The sequence below is a fragment of the Microbispora sp. ATCC PTA-5024 genome (assembly GCF_000511135.2).
GTDB lineage: Bacteria > Actinomycetota > Actinomycetes > Streptosporangiales > Streptosporangiaceae > Microbispora > Microbispora corallina.
Genome location: NZ_KI866522.1, coordinates 1483537 through 1505806, shown reverse-complemented (window position 1 = coordinate 1505806; position 22270 = coordinate 1483537). Strand labels below are relative to the sequence as shown.

Below are 22270 nucleotides of genomic sequence, written 5' to 3'. Positions count from 1 at the left end.
GGCCGTTGCAGGTCCACAAGATGACCGCGGTGCCGTTGGCCGTCCCCGCCCCGTTCACATCCAGGCACAACCCCGACTGCACACCCGCGACCGACCCGTCCCCGTTCTGCCGCCACCTCTGATTGGCCTGCCCGTTACACGTCCAGATGACCACCTTCGTGCCCGCCGAGGTCCCCTGACCATAGGCGTCCACACACCGCGTCCCACCGAAGGTCCGCAACTCCCCCGCCGAAGTGAACTCGAACCCCTGATTCGCCTGCCCGTTGCAGTCCCAGATCTGCAACGCCGCACCCGCCGCATCGGAGTTGCCCGCCACATCCAGACACCGCCCCGACGCCGCACTCACCAACGGCGCCACCGCCGCCGACGCGGGCGACGGCCACATGACGGCCGTGGCGAGGAGGGCCGCGATCGCCGTCACGAGGTATGCGGCGACGGCTGCCGGTGAGCGCCGCCCACGAGCCGTACGGCCCGATAAGGGAATGGACGAAGAATCCATGCTTTCTCTCCTTGGGGGGTGGAGGCGCGGCGGAGACGGCCGTGCTGACGACGGGCGGCCTCGCCGAGCCGGCGAGAGGCGGTGTGGTCCCGTCCGACGCGTCGCCGGCGGTGTGGACTGCCGCGAGCGGCAGGGCCGGGGAGCGGCACGCTCCCGCGACGTCACGCCGGTACCGGGTCATCCGCGCGGAGGGCACATGCGGGGGAAGGGAAAGGCAGTGGTGCAGTGGTGCGGAGCCCGGTCCGGGACGCCCCCGGTCCGGCTCACGCCGCCGTGCGCGCCGGATCGTGCCGGCGTCGCGCGATCAGGTTCCGGCGGATCGGCGCGCGTCGTCCGCTGCGGAACCGTCTTCGTTAAGGCGCACGAACCGATTGCGGCCGGCCGGCCGCGTGATCCGGCTCCTGTCCCGCCCTGGCGGCGGTCACGTGTGTTGTTAGCGCTAACCAACGATCGACAGAGGCGGTGCTCCCTTCTGCCGGCGGATTGCGGGTGGCGGGTGCAGCGAAGCAAATACGACCAGCCGACCGCCTGTCAAGAACCGGAGCTCGCTCCTCACCCGCCCTGCGCGGGGGTTGTGGGGCATTCCCGGCGGCTCTCATCAGGGACGTCAGTACTCCCTGTCAGGGTGAGAATGAAACGTTCACGGACCGCGTCACGCGAACGACACGATTCGCGACGGCGTCCCTCCTCGCGGCCGCACGACGACCTCAGCGGCCCACCCTTCCGCCGCGGGTGTCGGCGCCGTCTCTTGAGTACGAAACATTCAGGGCCGGCCCGCGCCATGGCGAGCGGCCCGCCGGGCACCGCCGGTACGTGTTTCCCCTGGTCAGCAGAGCCGCGGCGCCAACAGCGGCCGGGACTCGTGTGTGCGCGTCCGGAAATTAAGCGTTCTTAAGGTCTTGACGACCTTCGCCGTACGGACCGTAATTAGGAGCTAAGCACCCGGGAGACGCGTCTTCCGGGGCCTGTGCGGCTGGACCACCTCGGCGGGTGTGTGGAGGCGCGTCGCGTGCCTCCGCATCGTGGTCGGCCACGTCGGCTTCCACCGCCTCGCCCCACCCCGATCCTCGTGGTGCCACGTGAGGCCGCGCCACCTGGAGAAGCACGTGACCGATCGGATCGCGACCACGGCGTCCGGCGCGGCCCTCACCGGGCGACCCCAGGCGTCACCCTGACGGCACAGGAGATCGCCTGTGCCGGCCGATCGCTCGTGGTCACCCGGCACCCGGGATCCTGATCCGGGCCGACCTCAAGCGGGATCCGCGCAGCCGATCGTCGTCGTACCTCCACCCCCTTCGACGGCGGCGCTCCGCCTCCGGAGGGGGTTCACCGACCACCCCCTACCCCCCATAGGAAGTCCCGTGCATCTGTCCTCACCGTCCGCGGTGGTGAGACCGGTTCTGGCCGGTCTCGTCGCCGCGGCGCTGACCGTGGCGATCACCGTCGTCGCCCTGTCCACCGCGGCCCGCGCCGCCACCACGACTCTCTACGCGTCGCCGTCGGGCACCGGCAGCACCTGCTCGTCCGCCCAGCCGTGCTCCCTCTCCGCGGCGCAGACGGCGGTGCGGTCGCTGAACGCCGGCATGTCCGGCGACATCGTCGTGCAGCTCGCCGACGGCGCGTACCGGCTGTCGTCGCCGCTGCGGCTGACCGCCGCCGACTCCGGCAACAACGGATACCAGGTCGTGTGGCAGGCCGCGGCGGGCGCCCACCCCGTCGTCACCGGCGCGCGGGCCGTCACCGGCTGGACGCTCGCCAACCAGTCGAAGAACATCTGGCAGGCCAACGTCGGCACCGGCATCGACACCCGGCAGCTGTACGTCAACGGCGCCCTCGCCACGCGTGCGCGCACCCAGCTGAACCGGGGCGACTTCACCTCGAACGGCAGCGGCATGAGGTTCAGCAACAGCTCGCTGAGCTACCTGAACTCGCTGACCAACCAGAACCGGATCGAGCTGGAGAGCGTCGGCTCGTTCACCGACCGGTACGTCCGGGTGCAGAGCATCAGCGGGAACTTCATCACGATGCAGCAGCCCAGCTGGAGCAACAACATCTTCGGGTACGACACGTTCACCACTCCGCACCGGGCCGGGCCGTTGTACATCGAGAACGCCTACGAGTTCCTCGACTCCCCGGGTGAGTGGTACATCAACCCGTCCACGGGCGTGCTGTCCTACATCCCCCTCTCCGGGCAGAACATGAGCAACGTCAGCGTGGAGCTGCCGACTCTGCAGTCCCTGGTGGACGTCGGCGGCACCTACGACGCGCCCGCGCACAACATCGCGTTCGCCGGGATCACCTTCACCGGCACCAGCTGGCTCGGGCCCAGCAGCAACCAGGGCTTCGCCGACCAGCAGACCGGCTCCTACATCTCGGGCAACTCGCTCTGGCCCAGCGACCTGCCGAGCTCCTGCCAGGAGGGCTGCCAGCAGTTCGAGTCCACCCGCCCCAACTGGTCCCAGATGCCGGCGGCGGTGCAGGTCTCGGCCGCCAGCAACATCACCTTCAGCGACTCGCAGTTCGTCAACCTGGGGCAGACGGCCATCGGCATCGGCAACGACGCCAACGCGCACGCCAGCGGTGTCGGCCTGGGCGCCAGCAACATCACGGTCACCCGGTCCGAGATCGCCCGCGACTCGGCCGGCGGCATCGTGGTCGGCGGCGTGCGCGCCGACGCGCATCACCCGAGCGACCAGCGGATGGTCAACCGGAACATCACGGTCAGCAACAACCGGATCCACGACCTCGGTCTGGACTACCGGGGCATCGTCTCGGTCCTGACCACCTACGTCAGCGGCACCAACGTCTCCCACAACGAGGTCTACAACATGCCGTACACCGGCATGTCGATCGGGTACGGCTGGGGCGCCAACGAGCCCGGCGGCAACACCCAGTACGCCAACCGCGGCCTGTACAACTACCAGCCGCGGTACACCACGGCCACCACCGCGAACAACAACCAGCTCGTCGGCAACTACGTGCACGACGTCATGCAGCAGATGACCGACGGCGGATGCATCTACACGCTGTCGTGGAACCCCGGTGCAGTGATCAGCGACAACTACTGCCTGCGGACCAACGGCTATTTCGGGGTCTACTTCGACGAGGGTTCCAAGTACTACACCGTCAGGAACAACGTCCTGTCCAACACCGGCACCTGGCTCACCGCCAACTACTGGGGCGGGGAGAACATGGGGAACTTCACCGTCACCGGCAACTGGTCGACCAACGGCAGCACCAATGTGACCAACGGCGACCGCGGCAGCGTCGTGTCCGGCAACGTCACGGTCTCCAACGGGCAGTGGCCGTCGGGCGCCCAGTCCGTGATGGCGTCGGCGGGGCCCCAGACCGGCTCGTCCCCCTCGCCGTCGCCGACGCCGACGGGCGGGACGAACGCGATCAAGGGCGTCGGCTCGGGCCGGTGCCTGGACGTCAGCGGCGCCTCCCAGGCGAACGGCGCGCAGGCGCAGATCTGGGACTGCAACGGGCAGGCGAACCAGCAGTGGACCTCCACCAGCGCCAGTGAGCTGCGGGTCTACGGCAACAAGTGCCTGGACGTCAACGGCGGCGGCACCGCCAACGGGACCAGTGTGATCATCTGGGACTGCAACGGGCAGAACAACCAGAAGTGGCGGTTCAACTCCGACGGCACCATCACCGCGGTCGGTTCGAACCGGTGCCTGGACGTGCCCAACAACGCCACGGCGAACGGCACCAAGCTCGCCATCTGGGACTGCAACGCCGGCTCCAACCAGCGCTGGAACCGCGTCTGACCCGACCGGCCCGCGAGCCGGTCCGCGCCTCCACGCGCGGACCGGCTCCCGGCCGTGGTGAAGGCGCGAGACGGCGCCGTCACCCCGCGCCCGCCCGGCTCCCGAGGGCCGGGCGGGCGCGGGGCCGGTCAGACCGCGGTGATCGTGTACTGGTTGTTCGTGTTGGAGTTCGGCGTCCACAGGACCGTGGTCGATCCGACGGTGGTGTTGCCTCCGCCGTCCAGCGCGGTGCCGGTGCCGCGGTTGACGATCTGGTAGCGGCCGTTGCCCATGTCGTTCAGCTTCCACTGCTGGTTGTTGCCGCCGTTCCAGGGGGCCTGGAGGCAGGAGGCGCCGTTGGCGGTGTTGCCCCAGCTGTCGGCGACCATGCCATTGGTGCGGTTGACGATCCGGTACCAGCCGCTGCCGAGGGCGACCAGCTGCCACTGCAGGTTGGTGCTGCCGTCGTAGTTCCACTGCTTGAGCACCGACCCCGAGGCGACGTTCCCGCCGCTGTCGAGGACCAGGCCGGTGGTGACGTTGGCGATCCGGACCCACCCGGTCGGGATGCCGCCGCCACTGCCCGAGCCGAGGGCCGGGATCTGGCCGGAGAAGGTCAGCTTGACCACGTACGCCGGGGCGCTGAAGGGGGCGCTGGAGGAGGGCATCGAGATGTGCAGGCCGGAGGAGTCTTGAGTACGCGTGGGCAGGTTGACGTAGGAGCCGGCGCTGGAGCCGAGCAACTGGACCGAGGCCAGGTTGCCCAGGTTGATCCGGTTGGAGTTCAGGGTCGTGATGTTCAGCGTGCCGCCGGGCCAGCCCAGCACGGTGGCGTACAGCACCGTGTTGTCCTTGCTGCGGGTGAAGCGGATGTCGGAGGAGGTTCCCGCCCGCGGGGTGGTGAAGGAGCCGCCGCCCATCTGCGTGGGTCCCTCGCCGTAGGCCGTCCAGGCCCGGGTGGCGTAGATCGACTCGCCGAAGCGCTTGAGGTAGTCGCCGATGCCCAACAGGACCGACCGCTGCCCCGACGGGATGGTGCCGTCCGCCATCGGGGCGATGTTCAGCAGCATGTTCCCGTTCTTGCTGACCCGGTCGATCAGGGAGTGCAGCATGGCGTTGAGCGAGTAGTAGCCGATGCCGACGGTGTAGCACCAGCTGGAGCTGGAGATGCTGTCGTCGGTCAGCCAGTAGGGGGTCTGGAGGCCGGCCGGTCCGCCGCGCTCGTAGTCGAAGACCTCGCCCCGGTTGTTGTACCCGTCCTTGTAGGTGGCGACGACGTCCTTGTTCCAGGCGACCGCGCGGTTGTAGTAGTACGACAGGAAGTTCAGCCGCTGCGCCTCGTCGACCTGGGTGAGGTTGAAGTCCTCCCAGATGATGTCGGGCTGGTAGCCGTCGACGACCTCTTTGAGCTTGTTGTACCAGAGCTGGTTCTCGCTCGTCCTGTCGAGCTGCCCGTACAGCTTCTTGAGCGACGTGCTGGACTGCGACGGCACGTGGTCGTAGTAGCCCGTGAAGTTGTACGCGTGGTGCAGGGACACCAGCAGCTTGAGGCCCTTGGCCCGGATGGCGTCGGCGTGCAGCCGCAGCAGGTCCAGTTTCGGTCCGGTGGCCACGGAGTTCCACTCGTTCACCGAGCTGTTCCACATCGAGTAGCCGTCGTGGTGCTCGGCGACGGGCCCGGCGAACTTGGCGCCGGCGTCGGCGAACAGCTGGGCCCACTCGTTGGGGTCGAAGGCGCCGCCGGCCGACGTCAGCTTCGGCGCGAACTGCACCCAGTTTCCGGCCTTGTCCCGAGCGCCGTTGATGAAGTTGTGGTACGGCCACACCGACGGGTCGCCGAAGACGCTCTTGTGGTGGTTGTTCTCGTTCGATCCGCTGATGTACATGTTGCGCGGATACCACTCGTTGCCGAAGGCGGGGACGCTGAAGACGCCCCAGTGGAAGTAGATGCCGAACTTGGCGTCCTGGAACCACTCCGGAGCCGGCGGGTGCTGGTCGACCGACGACCAGCTCGCGGTGTAGCTCTGCGGGCCGGCGGTGGCCCAGGCGGGGGCGGCCTTCAGCACGCCGGCCGCCGTGGCGAGCCCGGCCGCGGCGAGGAGCCTGCGGCGGCTGAACTGGAACGAGGGGGTGGACATGGGCGGGAACCTCTCGAGATGGGGTTCTTCTGCGCGCGCGCGAACGGCGGGACGAGCCGCGCCGCCCGCGAACCGGGGGACCGGACCTCCGGAGACCCTTCGGTGTTTCACCGAGATGAACGGATCGTCACGACACAGACATTGGATGTCTTTGTAAGCCAACGAGAGCGATCTGTCCAGACCCCCGTCAGGAGCCGGCGCGACCGGAGGGCTGAACGGACACGGAACCCCCGCTCTTTTCGGCTGTGGAGGCGGCGGGTGATCCAGGAGTGCGTGTTCTCCCGGCCGCGAGCCGGTGACGTCATCCCATCGCCGCACCTCAGAGATGGGATGTCAGCGCTCTCATCGGATGCGCGTCGGCTCGTGCGGCGGTTCCTCGGAAGGGGTTCCGGACGGGGTGCGGCCGAGATTGTCGCGCAGCCAGGTCTCGGTGGTGCTGACGTGCACGAGTGCCGTGGCCTGGGCGAGGGCGGCGTCACGGTGGGCGAGGGCCTGGTAGATGGCGGCGTGCTCGGCGATGGTGCGGCCGGCGGCGTTCTCCTCGACCAGGCCGCGCCACACGCGGGCCCGCAGGGTCCGGCTGGCGATGCCGCCGAGCAGCGCGCACAGCGAGGTGTTGCCGGTCGCCTCGAACACGGCGCGGTGGAAGGCGTCGTCGTGATGGTTGAGCGCCTCCACGTCGTCCTGAGCGGTGATCATGGCGTCGAGGTGGCGTTCGAGCTCGGCGAGCTGGCCGGGGGTGATGCGGGTGGCCGCCAGCGCGGTGGCAACCGGTTCGAACAGGCGCCGGACCTCGGTGATCTCCAGCAGGTCGTCGCCGCGCATCATCTCGACGGCCAGTCCCACGCCTTCCAGCAGCAGCTCGGGCTTGAGGCTGGTGACGTAGGTGCCGTCACCGCGGCGCACCTCCAGCACGCGGGTGGTGACCAGGGAGCGGACGGCCTCCCGGAGCAGGTTGCGGGACAGGCCGAGCTCGGCGGCCAGATCCTGCTCCGGAGGCAGCCGCGCCCCCGGCGGAAGCGTGCCGTCCTTGATGAGCTGCCTGATGCGCACGATCGCCTGCTCGGTGAGAGACATACCTGCATCTTCGTACGCGTGGACGGGAAGCGCACACCGCCCTCCGCCGCGCGCGGCCCTTCGACGGCGAGGAGCGTGGGGCGACAGACATGTGATGTATACCCATCCCGTCGTACCGGTGCCGGTTCCCCCGGATACAGCCCAGGCGGCATGTTAATCCTTAACATCCTGGAATTTCAGAATTCCGGCCCGCACGAAGTCTGGACATCGACCGGGGTTTGGTCATAGAAAGACATCCCATGTCCTGTCAAGGGTGACGCTTCCGCAGTCGCAGTGATCCACAAGGAGATACGTTGAAACACAGACGGTTCGCGGTCGCCGCGATTGTGGTGGTGTCGGGGTTCCTGGCGGCGGCGTGCGGCGGGAACAGCGGCGGCTCGGCCGCCGACGGCGGAGGCGCCACAGCGGGCGCCGCGGCGAAGCCGGTCATCGGCGTCGACTATCCGCGGTCGGACACCGACTTCTGGAACTCCTACATCAGGTACGTCCCGCAGTTCGGCGGCGAGCTGGGGACGGAGCTGAAGACCACCAACTCGCAGAACGACATCTCCAAGCTCACCGCCAACGTGCAGAGCCTGGTGGGGCAGGGCGTGCGCGCCGTGGTGATGGCCCCGCAGGACACCGCGGCCGTGGCCCCCACGCTGCAGCAGCTCGAAGGCCGGAAGATCCCCGCCGTCCTGGTGGACACCCGGCCCGACACGGGGAACGCCTTCATGGTCGTGCGCGCCGACAACCGGGCGTACGGGGAGAAGGCCTGCCAGTTCCTGGGCGACAAGCTCAAGGGCAAGGGCAAGGTGGTCATGCTGCAGGGCGACCTGGCGTCCATCAACGGCCGCGACCGCACCGAGGCGTTCAACGACTGCATGAAGCAGAACTACCCCGGGATCAAGGTCTTCGGCGAGGCCGCGAACTGGGACGGCGCGGTGGCCGCGCAGAAGCTGTCCACGGTCCTCACGGCGAACCCGGACGTCAAGGGCGTCTACATGGAGTCGAGCTTCGCCCTCGCCGGCACGCTGCAGGTGCTCAAGCAGCGCAACCTGCTGGTCCCGCCGGACGACGCCAAGCACGTCTTCGTGGTCTCCAACGACGGCATCCCGCAGGAGCTCAAGGACATCGCGGCCGGGAACATCGACGCGACCGTCTCCCAGCCGGCGGACCTGTACGCCAAGTGGGCGCTGTCGTACGCCAAGGACGCGATCGACGGCAAGACGTTCCAGGCCGGGAAGACCGACCACGACAGCACGATCGTGCAGGTGCGCCCCGGGCTCCTGGAGGACCAGCTCTCCGCTCCGCTCGTCACGGCCGACGGCGGCACGTACGGCGGCATCCCCAGCCTCAAATACGACGACAAGTCGCTGTGGGGCAACAACCTGAACTGAGGGGACGTGGCGATGGGCGAGTCCGCGAGCCCTCCCTCCGCTCCCGCCGACCGGCCGGCCGACATGGGCCGGCCGGTCGCGGAGGCGGAGCGCATCACCAAGAAGTACGGCGAGACGGTGGCGCTGGACGGCGCGCACATCGCGATCGAGCCGGGGGAGACGCACGCCCTCGTCGGCCGCAACGGGGCGGGCAAGTCCACCCTCGTCGCCATCCTGACCGGGCTGCAGGCGCCCGACGACGGGCAGGTCCGCTTCGCCGGGGCCCCGGCTCCCCGGCTGTCGGACCGCGACGCCTGGCGCCGGCGCGTCGCCTGCGTCTACCAGAAGTCCACGATCATCCCCGAGCTGACCGTGGCCGAGAACCTCTACCTGCACCGGCACGACCGCAACCGGCTCGGCCTGGTCAGCTGGCGCAGCGTGTGGCGCAAGGCCGCCGAGCTCCTGGAGGCCTGGTCGGTGGACGTGGACGTCCGCCTGCCCGCCGGCGAGCTCGGCGTGGAGCAGCGGCAGTTCGTGGAGATCGCCCGGGCGCTGTCGTTCGGCGCGAGGTTCATCATCCTGGACGAGCCCACCGCCCAGCTCGACGGGGCGGCGATCGCCCGGCTGTTCGAGCGGATGCGGGCCATGCGGGAGCAGGGGGTGACGTTCCTGTTCATCAGCCACCACCTGCAGGAGATCCATGAGATCTGCGACCGGGTCACGGTCTTCCGCGACGCCCGGCACATCCTCACCGCGCCGGTCGCGGAGCTCTCGCAGGGGGATCTCGTGGCCGCGATGACCGGCGAGGCCGCGGGGCTGCGGGAGCGGCGGGTGCGCACGCCCGTCCCGGCGGACGCCCCCGTCGTCCTCGACGCCGGCGGGCTGGGTGACGGCGACGTCTACCACGACGTGGACCTCCGGGTCCGCGCGGGGGAGATCGTCGGGCTGGCCGGCCTTGGCGGCAGCGGGAAGACCGAGCTGGCCGAGACGCTCGTGGGGCTGCGCGCCCCGCGCGCGGGGACGCTGGAGGTCGCCGGGCGCCGCCCCCGGGCCGGAAGCGTGCCCGAGTCGCTGGCCGCGGGGGTGGGGTTCGTCCCCCGCGACCGCCACCACCAGGGGCTCGTCCCGCTGATGTCGATCGCCGACAACGCCACCATGACCGTCCCCGAGCGGCTTGGCCCGGCGGGGTTCGTCAGCAACCGGCGCAGGGACGAGCTGGCCCGCGACATGATCGCGAATCTGGCCATCAAGACCCCGGGCCCCGACCTGCCCGTCACCGGACTGTCCGGCGGCAACCAGCAGAAGGTGGTGATGGCCCGGGCTCTGGCGAACGACCCCCGCCTGCTCGTGCTGATCACCCCGACCGCCGGGGTCGACGTCCGGTCCAAGGAGTTCCTGCTCGGCAAGGTCGAGGAGACCGCGGGGAACGGGACCGGCGTGGTGATCGCGTCGGACGAACTCGACGATCTGCGGCTGTGCGACCGGGTGCTCGTGATGTTCCACGGCCGCGTGGTCGCGGAACTGGCCGCCGGCTGGCACGACCACGAGATGGTGGCCGCAATGGAAGGAGTCGACCTCGATGCCTGAGACCACCGCCGCCCCCGCCGGGACGGAACGCCCGCCGGGCGCGCCCGGGCAGGCGGGCGCGGGATCGGGGAGACGGAGCACCCGGCTCCGCCTGGCGCGGCTGCGGGACTTCGCCCTGGTGCCCGCGATCGTCGTGATCGCCATAGTCGGGCAGATCGTCAACCCGATCTTCCTGCAGGGCGACAACGTGATCAACATCCTGCAGACGATGTCGGAGATCTCGCTGCTCGTCCTGGCGCAGACGCTCGTGCTGGTCGCCGGCAGGATGGACCTGTCGCTGGAGTCGACCTTCGGGCTCGCGCCCGGGGTGGCCGCCTGGGTGACGGTGGCGGCGGGGACCGGGCACGGGCTGGGGCTGCTGTCCGGAGCCTGGGCGATCCCGATCACCCTCGCCGTGGGCGTGCTCGCCGGGGCGGTGAACGCCCTGTTCATCGTCCGGTTCGGGCTCAACGGCTTCATCGTCACCCTGGGCATGCTGATCGTCCTGCGCGGCCTCCTCACGGGCATCTCCGGCGGGCAGACGTTCTTCAACCTGCCGTCGTCGATGACCTACCTCGGCTCCACCATGTGGCTCGGGGTGCCCGCGTCCATCTGGATCTGCCTGCTGCTGTTCGCGGCCGGCGTCGTGCTGATGGGGTTCACCGGGTTCGGCCGTTCGCTGTACGCGATCGGCGGGAACGTCGACGCGGCCAAGGCGGCCGGCATCCGGACCGACCGGGTGCTGTGGATCACGCTGATCTCCGCGAGCCTGCTGGCGGCGCTCGGCGGCCTCCTGCTCGCGGGCCGGCTGGCGTCCGTCGCCGCCTCCCAGGGCAGCGGTGCCATCTTCACGGTGTTCGCCGCGGCCGTCATCGGCGGGGTGAGCCTCAACGGAGGCAAGGGCACGGTGTTCGGCGCGTTCACCGGCATCCTGCTGCTCTACATGATCCAGAACGTCCTCACCCTCGCGGGCGTCCCGGCCCAGTGGATCGAGGCGCTCAACGGGGGGATCATCCTGACGGCGCTCGCGCTGTCCCGGCTGACCGGCGGCACGACGCAGGAGTGACCGGCCGGCGTGGCGGGGAGGGTCTTCAGTCGCCGGGCCGCAGGGCCCGCGCGCAGAGGGTGAGACCCTCCCGCATAGCCGCGCGCACCGTGTCGTCCACGGTCGCGAGCATGATCTTCTCGATCGCGTCGAGGGAGTCGTCGCACCGCCGCAGCACCGACAGCCCGGAGTCGGTGAGGCTGGCGCACAGGACCCGGCCGCCGTCCGGGTGCGGGTCGCGGCGGATCAGCCCGCGCCGCTCGAGGTCGCGGATGACGAGGTTCATCGCCTGCGGCGTGACGAAGGCGATGCGGGCGAGCTCCGCCGACGACAGCCCGTCGCGCGTGCGCAGCTCGCTGAGCGCCATGTACTCCGTCGTGGTGACGCCGTGCCCGGCGAGGGCGTCGTCCAGACGCGCCCGGACGCGGCGCTCCAGCCGGAACACGAGATAGCTCAGGCGCGGTTCGGAGGGGGCCTCGGCGGTCCGGCGGGTACGGCGGGGGCTCACCGGACGAACGATATCGTGCGGCGGCGCGAATGTAAGTTTCGCGCTTGCTCTCAAGCAGATTGATAACAAGTAGCTTGATATGCAGCGGAAACGCGCCCTGTCCCGATCGGCTCGCCGCGCCCCCTCCGGCGGCGCCTTGACCCCCTGCTGAGGCCGCTCCTATACCGGCACACGTCATGGATTCGCGAGACGGCGGCGTCCCCCGACCCCCGCCAGGCGAAGAGAGAGCCGCCGCGATCCGGAAAGAGGAGGAGCGGATGAAGCGATTGCTCACCGCGCTGGGCGGCGCCTGCACGGCGGTGCTGATCGTCGCCGCGGCCCTGGTGTTCGCGCACCCCGCCACCGCGGCCACGCTGACCGAGGTGACCGGTTTCGGGGCCAATCCCGGCAACCTGCGCATGTACGTGTACGTGCCGAACGGCGCGCAGCAGAATCCGGCCATCGTGCTGGCCATGCATCCCTGCGGAGGTTCGGGGCCCCAGTTCTACTCGTCCAGCGAGTTCGCCTCGCTGGCCGACCGGTACGGGTTCATCGTGATCTACCCGTCCGCCTCGAAGAAGTCGAACTGCTTCGACAACTGGTCGGACGCGTCGAAGGTGCGCGGCGGCCAGACCGACCCGGTGTCGCTGATGTCCATGGTGACCTACGTCGAGCAGCAGTACCACGGCGACCCGAACCGGGTGTTCGCGACCGGCAGCTCCTCCGGCGCCATGATGACCAACGCCATGCTCGCCCTGTACCCCGAGGTCTTCAAGGCGGGCGCGGCGTTCATGGGGGTTCCGTTCACGTGCTTCCCCAACGAGGCGGCCTACCAGCCGGGCGGCAACTCCGCGCCCTGCGTCGGCAAGACGGCGCAGCAGTGGGGCGACGTCGTCCGCAACGCCAACCCGAGTTACCGGGGACCGTGGCCGCGCATGCAGCTGTGGCACGGCACCAACGACACCGTGGTCGCCTACTCCGAGCTGGAGGAGGAGATCAAGCAGTGGACGAACGTCAACGGCCTGAGCCAGACCCCCACGTCCACCGACACGCCGCAGTCCGGCTGGAGCCGCCGCCGCTACGCCGACTCCTCGGGCACCGTCCGGGTCGAGGCGTACACCATCCAGGGCGCCGGGCACAGCCTCCCGGCCGCCGGCATGGCCGCCTACGCCATCCAGTTCTTCGGGCTGACGGGGAGCAACCCGAGCCCGAGCCCGACGCCCTCCCCGTCTCCCTCTCCTTCTCCCTCCCCGTCTCCTTCACCCTCACCGTCACCGTCGCCTTCGCCGTCGCCGAGCCCCACGCCGTCCGGCGCCTCGTGCAGGGTCACCTACACGGCCAACTCCTGGAACAACGGCTTCACGGCGAACGTCGTCGTCGCGAACACCGGCGCCGCCGCCGTCAACGGCTGGACCGTCACGTGGACGTGGCCGGGCAACCAGCAGATCAGCAACTCCTGGAACGCCGCCGTGACCCAGTCGGGCGCCCAGGTGACCGCGCGGAACATGTCGTACAACGCCGCCATCCCCGCCGGAGGCAGCACCAGCTTCGGCTTCCAGGCCGCCTACAGCGGGAGCAACCCCGCTCCCACCCGCTTCACCCTGAACGGCTCGGCCTGCGCCACGGCGTAGCCGGAGCCCTGCCCGCACCGATCCCCGCCCATGTGGCGCAGGCCCACCTCGGGTCTGCGTCACCGGCGGGGGCCTCGCCCGGCGTCGTCCGCCGTCACAGGTCCAGCTCGTCCAGGACGGCGGCGGCGAGCTTCGCGGCGGGCTGCTCGTAATCCCGGGCGAGGGTGTGGAAGACCTGCTCGGCCCGGATGGCCGGCCAGTCTTCGGGCAGCTGCTCGGCCGGCAGGTGGGGATCCTGGCGGACGAGCTGCAGCCAGTCGGTGTGCAGCAGAAGCTGCCGCGTGAGGTCGTCGGGTGCCTCCGGCAGCGGCCGGGGGACGTCCCACTGGGCGAGGAACGACCGGTAGCGCCGGGCGATCTGCTCGATGTCGAAGGCCTTCCGCACGAGGTCGGCCGCCTCGGTCGGTTTGAACGCGCTCGCGGTCAGCACGGTGACGTGGTCGCCCAGATCCAGGGAGGCGAGGATGCCGGTGACGTCCTTGGTGCCCGGCGCTATCCACAGGCCGCTCTGCAGGAGGCCGAAGCCGTTCCAGATGAGCCGGGAGCGCAGGTCGTGCCGCGTGCTGCGCCGGCTGTCCGGCAGCGAGAACCCGACGACGGTCCAGGTGCCGTTCCAGTCGCGGTTCACCGCGCCGGTCTCCCACACCCGCCGGCGCCCGTCCTCGAGCACGTCGGCGGCGTGCGCGGTGAGCCCGAAGTACACCTTCCTCCCCCGCCGGTAGCGGGTCAGCAGGGTGCGTTTCACCATGCGCGCGAGCGTCGACCGCACGGCCTCCTCCGACACGCCGAGGCGGGCGAACACGTCGATGACGCTCCCCGAGTAGACGGCGGTGCGCCGGTGCAGCACGTAGATGCCGAGGAAGCTGAACATCAGGGACTGCGGGCGCGGGGACTGCGCCGTCTGGTCGTCTTCACCGGCGAGGGTCACAGCAGCAGGGTAGACGGTTCTCGATATCATGCAAAACTTTGACGACAGTCACATATCTGCCATAGATTCGACAATGGAGCACTCCCCGGCCGAGAGGCGACGTACATGGATCTTTCAGGCAAGGTGGCCGTCGTGACGGGCGCGGGCCGCGGTCTCGGCCGGGCGTACGCCGAGGCCCTGGCCGCGGCCGGCGCGGCGGTGGTCGTGAACGACGTGGACGGCGGCTCGGCCGCGGAGGTCGCCGAGGGGATCGCCGCACGGGGCGGGAGGGCCGCGACCGTGGCCGCCCCGGTGGGCTCCGCCGAGGTCGCCGACCGGCTGGTCGCCGCGGCCGTCAAGGAGTTCGGCCGGCTCGACGTCATGGTGACGAACGCGGGCATCCTGCGCGATCGGGTCCTGTGGAAGATGTCCGACGAGGACTTCGACGCGGTGATCGACGTCCACCTGCGCGGGACGTTCACCTGCGCCCGCGCGGCCGCGGTCCGGATGCGCGAGCAGGGGACCGGCGGCCGCCTCATCCTCGTCTCGTCGCCGGCGGGGCAGCGGGGGAACTTCGGCCAGACCAACTACGCCGCGGCCAAGGCGGGCATCGTCGCGATGGCCAGGACCTGGGCGATGGAGCTGGCCAGGGCGAACATCACGGTGAACGCCGTCGTCCCGGTGGCGGCCACGGAGATGACCAGGACCGTCCCCGGCCTGGGCCCGGCCATCGAGGAGGCCGAGCGGTCCGGCGGGCGGTTCCCCGAGTGGCTGCGCAAGGGGGAGGGGCTGGGCACGACCGAGGACGTCGCCCCGCTCGTCGTCTTCCTCGCGTCGGACGCCGCCGCGGACGTCACGGGACAGGCCATCGGGATCGGCGGAGACCGGCTCGCGCTCTGGGCGCACCCCCGCGAGAAGGCCGTCGGGTACGCCGACGGCGGCTGGTCGGCCGACGCCATCGCCGCCTCCTGGCGGACGGGGCCCGGCGCCGAGCCCGAGACGTACGGCGTGCCCGCGCCCAGGATCCCGGAGCGCTGACATGCCGCTCACCGACGTCGGCGCCCTGGTCGCGATCGACGTGCACACGCACGCGGAGGTGTCGGCCGCCGGGCACGCCTCACTGAGCGCGGACCTGTTCGGCGCCTCCGAGAAGTACTTCAAGGAGCATCCGCGGCCGACCATCCCCGAGATCGCCGCCTACTACCGGGAGCGGAGCATGGCGGCGGTGGTGTTCACGGTCGACGCGGAGCACGCCACCGGGCATCCCCGCATCTCCAACGAGGAGGTCGCCGAGAGCTGCGCCGAGCACGCGGACGTGCTGATCCCGTTCGGCAGCGTCGATCCGTGGAAGGGGCGGGCCGGCGTCCGCGAGGCGCGGCGGCTCGCCGAGGAGTACGGCGTGCGCGGCTTCAAGTTCCATCCGAGCATCCAGGGCTTCGCGCCCGACGACCGGATGGCCTACCCCCTCTACGAGGCGATCGAGGAACTGGGCGCGGTCGCCCTGTTCCACACGGGGCAGACCGGCATCGGCGCGGGGCTCCCGGGCGGGGGAGGGATCCGGCTGAAGTACTCCAACCCGATGCTCGTGGACGACGTCGCCGTGGACTTCCCCGGCCTGCGGATCGTCCTGGCCCATCCGTCGTTCCCGTGGCAGGACGAGGCGCTGGCGGTCGCCGTCCACAAGCCGCACGTCTACATCGACCTGTCCGGATGGTCGCCGAAGTACTTCCCCCCGCAGCTCGTGCGGTACGCGAACACGCTGCTCAAGGACAAGGTGCTCTTCGGGTCCGACTACCCGGTGATGACGCCGGACCGCTGGCTCTCGGACTTCGACGGGCTCGACATCAAGCCGGAGGTCCGTCCCAGGATTCTCAAGGACAACGCAGTACGCCTGCTCGGGCTGGCCACGGAGGAGAGGACGGCTCGTACATGACCACGACGGTGCACGGTCTCGGCGAGATCAGGGCGCTCGCCGGCGCCGACCTCGGCCACAGCGGATGGCTGGAGATCACCCAGGACAGGGTGAACACCTTCGCCGACGCCACCGGCGACCGCCAGTGGATCCACGTCGATCCCGAACGGGCGAAGGACGGCCCGTTCGGCGGCCCGATCGCGCACGGCTACCTGACGCTGTCGCTGCTCATCCCGCTGTTCACCGACGTGCTCGACATCAGGGGGGTGACGATGAGCGTCAACTACGGTCTGGAGAGGGTCCGCTTCCCCAGTCCGGTCAGGGTCGGCGGCAAGATCCGGCTCGCGGCGTCCGTGGTGTCGGTGGAGGACGTCCCGGGCGACGGCGTCCAGATGCTGCTCGACTTCACCGTCGAGGTCGACGGCTCCGCCAAGCCCGCCTGCGTCGCGCGGGCGATCTACCGCCACTACGCCTGACGCGAGCCGCCACGCATATTCGGCACACTGTTGACGTCCGTAACGAAACTGCCTAACCTCCGGACAAGCACGCGAGTTTCCGGCTCGCTCCCCTGACGAGGAGCTCGGTCATGCCGAACCTGTCCGTCACACCCCCCGGCCGCATTCAGCTCCGACGAGCGGTGACCTCCAGCTTCCTGGGCAGCGTCATCGAGTACTACGACTTCCTGCTGTACGCCACGGCCTCGGCCGTCGTCTTCAACAAGGTCTTCTTCTCCTCGCTCGACTCGCTCACGGCGACCGTCGCCAGCTTCGGCACCTTCGCCACCGGCTACCTCGCCCGGCCGCTGGGCGGCGTGCTCTTCGGCCACTTCGGCGACCGCCTCGGCCGCAAGCGGATGCTGGTGCTGACCATGACCCTCATGGGTGTCGCCAGCTTCCTGATCGGCCTGCTCCCGACGTACGGGCAGATCGGCGCCCTCGCACCCGTCGCGCTCGTCCTGCTCCGGATCCTGCAGGGCGTCGCCGTCGGCGGCGAGTGGGGCGGCGCCGTGCTGATGTCGGCCGAGCACGCCACCAGCCGCCGCGGCCTGTGGGCGAGCTTCACCAACGCCGGGGCCCCGTTCGGGATGGTGCTGTCCACCGCGGCCCTCACCGGCACCGGCGCGGTCCTCGGCGAGCAGGCGTTCCTGAGCTGGGGCTGGCGGGTGCCGTTCCTGATCAGCGTCGTCCTGCTGGCGATCGGCCTGTTCGTCCGGCTGCGGGTGGAGGAGACGCCGGTCTTCGAGGCCGCCAGGGAGGAGGTCTCCCGTCAGAAGGCCCCCCTGCTCGACGTGCTCCGCAACCACCCGAGGACGCTGCTTCTGGGGGTGGGCGTCGGGCTGGCCGCCTTCGTGGCCCAGGGAACCCTGACCACCTATCTCATCGCGTACGGCGTGCGGACCGGCTTCCCCCGGCAGGCCGTGCTGAACGGCCTCACGCTGTCGTCCGCGCTGGCCGTCCTGGGCATCGTGGGATGGTCGGCGCTGTCGGACCGGGTCGGCCGTCGTCCCGTCGTCCTGGCGGGCGCGCTGCTGATGGCGGTCTTCGCCTTCGTCCTGTTCCCGATGGTGAACAGCGGCAGCACGGCCGTGCTCACCGTCGCGCTCGTGCTGGGCCAGGCGGTGCTGCACCCGTTGATGTACGGCCCTCTGGCGGCGCTGTACACCGAACTGTTCGCCACCGGGAGCCGCTACACCGGAGCCTCGCTCGGCTACCAGATCGCCGGGCTCGGCGCCGGTCTGGCCCCGCTGCTGTTCGCCCAGCTCGACGCCTCGTCCGGGGGCGGCGGCACCACGACGATCTCCACGATCATCGCCGGCTGCTGCCTGCTTACCGTGGTCTGCGTGCTGGCCCTGCGCGAGACCAGCCGCCAGGACCTGACCGCGGTCGCCGTGCCGGTGCCGGGCTCCGGCGACGTGACCGGCGCGGCGAAGCCGTCCTCCATCTGACGCCGTCGCCCGCCGCACCTGTCCCAGACTCTTTCCCTCCGACGCAGGGGTTGCCACCGATGCGGAACGCCGGACTGGGCGGCTGGCCCGCCCGCCGGGCCCAGATGAGCCCGAACCGCACCGCGTTCGTCTTCGCGGATCGGTCGATCAGCTACGCGCAGGTGCACGAGCGGACGACGAGGCTCGCGTCCCGGCTGCGCGAGGCCGGGGTGCGGGGCGGGGACCGGGTCGCCTACCTCGGCCCGAACCACGTCGCCTTCGCCGAGACCATGTTCGCGACGCACGTGCTCGGCGCGATCTTCGTCCCGCTGAACTTCCGGCTGGCGGCTCCCGAGATCGCCTACATGCTGGAGGACTCGGGCGCCTCCGTCCTCGTCTACGCCCCGGAGTGCGCCGCGGTCGTGCGCGGGCTGCCCGCCCTGCCGGGCCTGCGCTGGGTAGTGGCCCTGCACTCGCCCGCGCCGGGGGAGCCGGAGTTCGAAAGCTGGCTGTCGCAGGGGGACCCCACGCCGATCGACGTCCCCGTGTCGCAGGACGACGTCGCCCTCATCCTGTACACCTCCGGCACCACCGGGCGCCCCAAGGGCGCCATGCTCAGCCACGCCAACCTGGTGTGGAACTGCGTCAACGTCATGATCGGCGTCGACGTGACGAGCACCGAGGTGACGCTGATCAGCGCGCCGCTCTTCCACGTCGCGGCGCTGAACCAGACGCTGCTGCCGACCTTCCTCAAGGGCGCCAGCTCGGTGATCATGCCGTCCTGGGACGTCGACCTCTGCTACGACCTCATCGAGAAGCACCACGTCACCTGGATGTTCGGGGTCACCGCGATGTTCGCGGCGTTCGCCCGGTCGCCGCGGTGGGCCGGAGCCGACCTGTCCTCGCTGCGCACCCTGATGTCCGGCGGAGCGGCCGTCCCTGTCCTTCTCATCCGCACCTACCAGGAGCGGGGCCTGGTCTTCTGCCAGGGCTACGGGCTGACCGAGACCTCGCCGGGCGCGACCTTCCTTGAGGCGGGGGAGAGCGTGCGCAAGGTGGGCTCGGCCGGGGTGCCGGTGTTCTTCGCCAACGTGCGCGTCGTCCGGCCCGACCTCACCCCCGTGACTTCCGGCGAGCCGGGTGAGGTGCTGATCCAGGGGCCGAACGTCACCCCCGGCTACTGGCGCGACCCGGAGGCGACCGCCGCCGCGACGGCCGAGGGCGGCTGGTTCCGCTCCGGCGACATCGCCACGGTGGACGACGAGGGACATCTCTACATCGTCGACCGCGTGAAGGACATGTACATCTCGGGCGGGGAGAACGTCTACCCCGCGGAGGTCGAGGGCGTGCTCTTCGAGCATCCGGCCGTGGCGGAGGTCGCCGTGGTGGGGGTGCCCGACCAGAAGTGGGGCGAGGTCGGCCGGGCCTTCGTCGTCCCCCGCGAGGGAGCCGCCCCGACCGCGGCCGGCCTGCGGGACTTCCTCCGCTCGCGGCTCGCGAAGTACAAGATCCCGGTCTACGTCGACATCGTCGGCGCCCTGCCGAGGACCGGCTCCGGCAAGATCCGCAAATCGGACCTGCGCGGCCGGCCCCTGCCGGTCGCCGGGCCGCTCACCGGGCCGGTCACCGAGTCCGTCACCCCGGAGGAGTGATCGTGATCGTCACAGGTTTTGCGCGCGACCAGTGGTACGTGGCCGCCTACGGACACGAGGTCGGCCGACGGCAGCTCGGCCGCACGATCCTCGGCGAGCCGATCCTCCTGTACCGGACGGAGGACGGGCGGGCCGTCGCGATGGCCGACCGGTGCGTCCACCGCCGCTTCCCGCTGTCCGAGGCGCCCAGCCACCTCGTCGGCGACCAGGTGGTGTGCGGCTACCACGGCTTCACCTACGGACCGGACGGCGTCTGCGTCGCCGTGCCCGCGCAGCGGCGCGTCCCGCGCACCGCCCGGCTGCGGAGCTATCCCGTGGTGGAGCAGGACTCGTTCGTCTGGGTGTGGATCGGCGACCGGGAGCCGGGCGACACCACGCCCCCACGCGCCCCCTGGCTGACCGCACCCGGATACACGACGGTGTGCGGGATGGAGCCGCTGAACGCGCGGTACGGCCTGCTCGTCGACAACCTCCTGGACCTGTCGCACGAGACGTACCTGCACGGCGGGTACATCGGCACCCCTGAGGTGGCGGAGACGCCGATCACCACGGAGGTCGACGAGGAGGCGGGCGTCGTCCACGTCAGCCGGCACATGGACGACGCGGCCTGCCCGCCGTTCTACGCCGAGTCGACGGGGATCAGGGGCCGCATCACCCGCTGGCAGGACATCGAGTACCACCCGCCGTGCCTGTACCTGCTGCACAGCCGGGTCGCGCCGGTCGGGTCGCCCCCGCCGGCCGCCGACGGCGCCGACCGGCACGCCTTCCACGTCGAGGTGGTCTACGCGATCACTCCGTCGACGGAGGGCAGCACCTACGACTTCTGGGCGGTGGCCCGGGACTTCGCGCTGGACGACGAGGGGGTCTCCGACTTCCTGCGGGAGAGCAACCGCGCGGTCGTGCTACAGGACGTGGCCGCGCTCGACACGCTGGAGAAGGTCCTCGCCGGCGAAGGCGAGCACTACCAGGAGCTGTCGGTGAACATCGACACCGGCGGCCTGGCCGCCCGGCGCATCCTCGCCCGGATGGCCGGCGAGAGCGCCGCACGGCCGCGAAGCGCCGCCCCGTGACGACCGGCGATCCCGGTACGGCCGGCGGACGCGCCGTCTACCGCATCCACTGGGCGCCGGGCACCGACGACCTGCGCGCCGTGTGCTTCTGCGGCGCGGAGGAGGAGTTCGAGGACCCGGTGGCCCTGTGGGACTGGCTGCTCGGCCATCCCGAGGGCCACGGCCCGCGCCCGGCGCCGGAGTCCGGCGCCCCGGCCCCCGCCGCCGCGCTCGTGTGAAAGGGGGCGCCGACCAGGAAAGAGAGCACGACGAGCATGTGCCCCGCGGAACCGGAGCTCGACCTGAAGGTGGCGGGCAAGGCGCCGATCGCCGACGGGGTCGTCCTCGTGCGCCTCGTCCGTCCCGGCGGGGGCCCGCTGCCCGCCTGGGCGCCCGGCGCGCACGTCGACCTGCTGCTCGCGCCCGGCCTGGTCAGGCAGTACTCGCTGTGCGGCGACCCCCGGGACGCCTTCGCCTTCCACGTGGCGGTGCTCCGGGAGCCCGGCGGGCGCGGAGGCTCCGCGTACGTGCACGACCGGCTCGCCGAGGGGGACACGGTACGGGTGCGGGGTCCCCGCAACCACTTCGCCCTCGCCGCCTCACCCCGCTACCTGTTCGTCGCCGGCGGCATCGGCATCACCCCGATCCTCCCCATGGTCGAGGAGGCCGCCCGTCGCGGCGCGGACTGGCGGCTGGCGTACGGCGGCCGCACGCGGGCCTCGATGGCCTTCGCCGACCGGCTCGTCCGCGACCATCCGGGCAGGGTCGGGCTCCGCCCGCAGGACGAGGCGGGCCTCCTCGACCTGGAGGCGCTGCTCGGCGTGCCGCGTCCGGAGACGCTCGTCTACTGCTGCGGACCCGGGCCGTTGCTGGCGGCCGTGGAAGAACGGTGCGCCTCCTGGCCGGAGGGCGCGCTGCGCGTCGAGCGCTTCACGCCCGCGCCCCGGAACGGCGGCGAGCCCGCGGCGGCGTTCGAGGTGGAACTGGCGCTGACCGGCACGACGCTGACCGTGCCGGAGGACCGCTCGATCCTGGACGTGGTCGAGGAGGCGGGGGTCGCGGTGCTCTCCTCCTGCCGCGAGGGGACCTGCGGCACCTGCGAGACGACGGTGCTCGACGGCGTCCCCGACCACCGCGACGTCCTGCTGACGGAGCAGGAGCGCGCGGCCGGCGACGTGATGTTCATCTGCGTGTCCCGCGCCCGGTCTCCGCGTCTCGTCCTCGAACTCTGAGGCGCTCGGGCCGCCGCCGCTCCCGCTGTCGCCGGTCTCCC

General features: G+C 70.7%; 18 protein-coding genes. 13 read left to right on the top strand and 5 right to left on the bottom strand.

Features of this window, described 5'->3' with window-relative positions:
- A partial coding sequence (locus MPTA5024_RS06725; protein ID WP_036320819.1) for an RICIN domain-containing protein occupies positions 1-499 on the bottom strand: 499 nt, incomplete at its 3' end.
- A 1388-nt stretch (positions 500-1887) separates the two neighbouring features.
- Between MPTA5024_RS06725 and MPTA5024_RS43270 the strand changes: the two genes are divergently transcribed.
- Positions 1888-4272, top strand: a complete 2385-nt coding sequence (locus MPTA5024_RS43270) for an RICIN domain-containing protein (protein WP_232326250.1) — start codon at positions 1888-1890, stop codon at positions 4270-4272.
- 128 nt (positions 4273-4400) lie between these two features.
- On the opposite strand, the gene MPTA5024_RS06715 is transcribed toward MPTA5024_RS43270, so the two are convergent.
- Together MPTA5024_RS06715 and MPTA5024_RS06710 are read right to left on the bottom strand one after the other, a co-directional pair.
- Positions 4401-6389 carry an alpha-L-fucosidase gene (locus MPTA5024_RS06715; protein WP_036320816.1) on the bottom strand — a complete coding sequence of 663 codons (1989 nt, stop codon included), beginning with the start codon at positions 6387-6389 and terminating at the stop codon, positions 4401-4403.
- 342 nt (positions 6390-6731) lie between these two features.
- Positions 6732-7466 (bottom strand): FadR/GntR family transcriptional regulator, encoded by a 735-nt coding sequence (locus tag MPTA5024_RS06710; protein WP_051457775.1) that lies wholly within the window; start codon positions 7464-7466, stop codon positions 6732-6734.
- 293 nt (positions 7467-7759) lie between these two features.
- Here MPTA5024_RS06710 and MPTA5024_RS06705 point away from each other — a divergent pair, with 293 nt between their 5' ends.
- The 3 genes from MPTA5024_RS06705 to MPTA5024_RS06695 are packed head-to-tail and all read left to right on the top strand — an operon-like array spanning position 7760 to position 11456.
- Positions 7760-8845: a sugar ABC transporter substrate-binding protein gene (locus MPTA5024_RS06705; RefSeq protein ID WP_036320814.1), complete on the top strand. Its 1086-nt coding sequence runs from the start codon at positions 7760-7762 to the stop codon at positions 8843-8845.
- Between the two features lie 12 nt (positions 8846-8857).
- A complete protein-coding gene (locus MPTA5024_RS06700; RefSeq protein WP_157099312.1) occupies positions 8858-10411 on the top strand; it encodes a sugar ABC transporter ATP-binding protein in 1554 nt (517 codons plus the stop codon).
- Positions 10404-11456 (top strand): ABC transporter permease, encoded by a 1053-nt coding sequence (locus MPTA5024_RS06695; protein ID WP_036320809.1) that lies wholly within the window; start codon positions 10404-10406, stop codon positions 11454-11456. Before MPTA5024_RS06700 ends, MPTA5024_RS06695 begins: the two co-directional genes overlap by 8 nt.
- Before the next feature lie 25 nt (positions 11457-11481).
- Here MPTA5024_RS06695 and MPTA5024_RS06690 read toward each other — a convergent pair whose 3' ends face one another.
- Positions 11482-11943: a MarR family winged helix-turn-helix transcriptional regulator gene (locus tag MPTA5024_RS06690; RefSeq protein WP_063794629.1), complete on the bottom strand. Its 462-nt coding sequence runs from the start codon at positions 11941-11943 to the stop codon at positions 11482-11484.
- 257 nt (positions 11944-12200) lie between these two features.
- Between MPTA5024_RS06690 and MPTA5024_RS06685 the strand changes: the two genes are divergently transcribed.
- Positions 12201-13553 carry an extracellular catalytic domain type 1 short-chain-length polyhydroxyalkanoate depolymerase gene (locus tag MPTA5024_RS06685; protein WP_036320807.1) on the top strand — a complete coding sequence of 451 codons (1353 nt, stop codon included), beginning with the start codon at positions 12201-12203 and terminating at the stop codon, positions 13551-13553.
- A 94-nt stretch (positions 13554-13647) separates the two neighbouring features.
- Here MPTA5024_RS06685 and MPTA5024_RS06680 read toward each other — a convergent pair whose 3' ends face one another.
- Positions 13648-14481 carry a PaaX family transcriptional regulator gene (locus tag MPTA5024_RS06680; RefSeq protein ID WP_036320804.1) on the bottom strand — a complete coding sequence of 278 codons (834 nt, stop codon included), beginning with the start codon at positions 14479-14481 and terminating at the stop codon, positions 13648-13650.
- A gap of 105 nt (positions 14482-14586) precedes the next feature.
- Here MPTA5024_RS06680 and MPTA5024_RS06675 point away from each other — a divergent pair, with 105 nt between their 5' ends.
- From MPTA5024_RS06675 to MPTA5024_RS06640, 8 genes are all read left to right on the top strand, one after another.
- Complete coding sequence (locus tag MPTA5024_RS06675) at positions 14587-15498, top strand: SDR family oxidoreductase (protein ID WP_036320802.1); 912 nt, start codon at positions 14587-14589, stop codon at positions 15496-15498.
- A 1-nt stretch (position 15499) separates the two neighbouring features.
- Entirely contained in the window at positions 15500-16393 is an 894-nt protein-coding gene (locus MPTA5024_RS06670) for an amidohydrolase family protein (RefSeq protein WP_036320799.1), read from the top strand.
- Complete coding sequence (locus MPTA5024_RS06665; RefSeq protein WP_036320798.1) at positions 16390-16848, top strand: MaoC family dehydratase; 459 nt, start codon at positions 16390-16392, stop codon at positions 16846-16848. The genes MPTA5024_RS06670 and MPTA5024_RS06665 overlap by 4 nt, the downstream gene beginning before the upstream one ends.
- 110 nt (positions 16849-16958) lie before the next feature.
- On the top strand, positions 16959-18317 hold the full coding sequence (locus MPTA5024_RS06660; RefSeq protein ID WP_051457774.1) for an MFS transporter: 1359 nt from the start codon (positions 16959-16961) through the stop codon (positions 18315-18317).
- Between the two features lie 59 nt (positions 18318-18376).
- Complete coding sequence (locus tag MPTA5024_RS06655; protein WP_051457773.1) at positions 18377-19948, top strand: acyl-CoA synthetase; 1572 nt, start codon at positions 18377-18379, stop codon at positions 19946-19948.
- Positions 19949-19950: 2 nt separating this feature from the next.
- The gene (locus MPTA5024_RS06650; RefSeq protein WP_198166976.1) at positions 19951-21018 is read left to right on the top strand and encodes an aromatic ring-hydroxylating dioxygenase subunit alpha; all 1068 of its coding nucleotides are present in this window, start codon (positions 19951-19953) and stop codon (positions 21016-21018) included.
- Positions 21015-21236, top strand: a complete 222-nt coding sequence (locus MPTA5024_RS06645) for a hypothetical protein (RefSeq protein WP_036320796.1) — start codon at positions 21015-21017, stop codon at positions 21234-21236. The genes MPTA5024_RS06650 and MPTA5024_RS06645 overlap by 4 nt, the downstream gene beginning before the upstream one ends.
- A gap of 36 nt (positions 21237-21272) precedes the next feature.
- Positions 21273-22229, top strand: a complete 957-nt coding sequence (locus MPTA5024_RS06640) for a PDR/VanB family oxidoreductase (RefSeq protein WP_036320795.1) — start codon at positions 21273-21275, stop codon at positions 22227-22229.
- Positions 22230-22270: the final 41 nt, after the last annotated feature.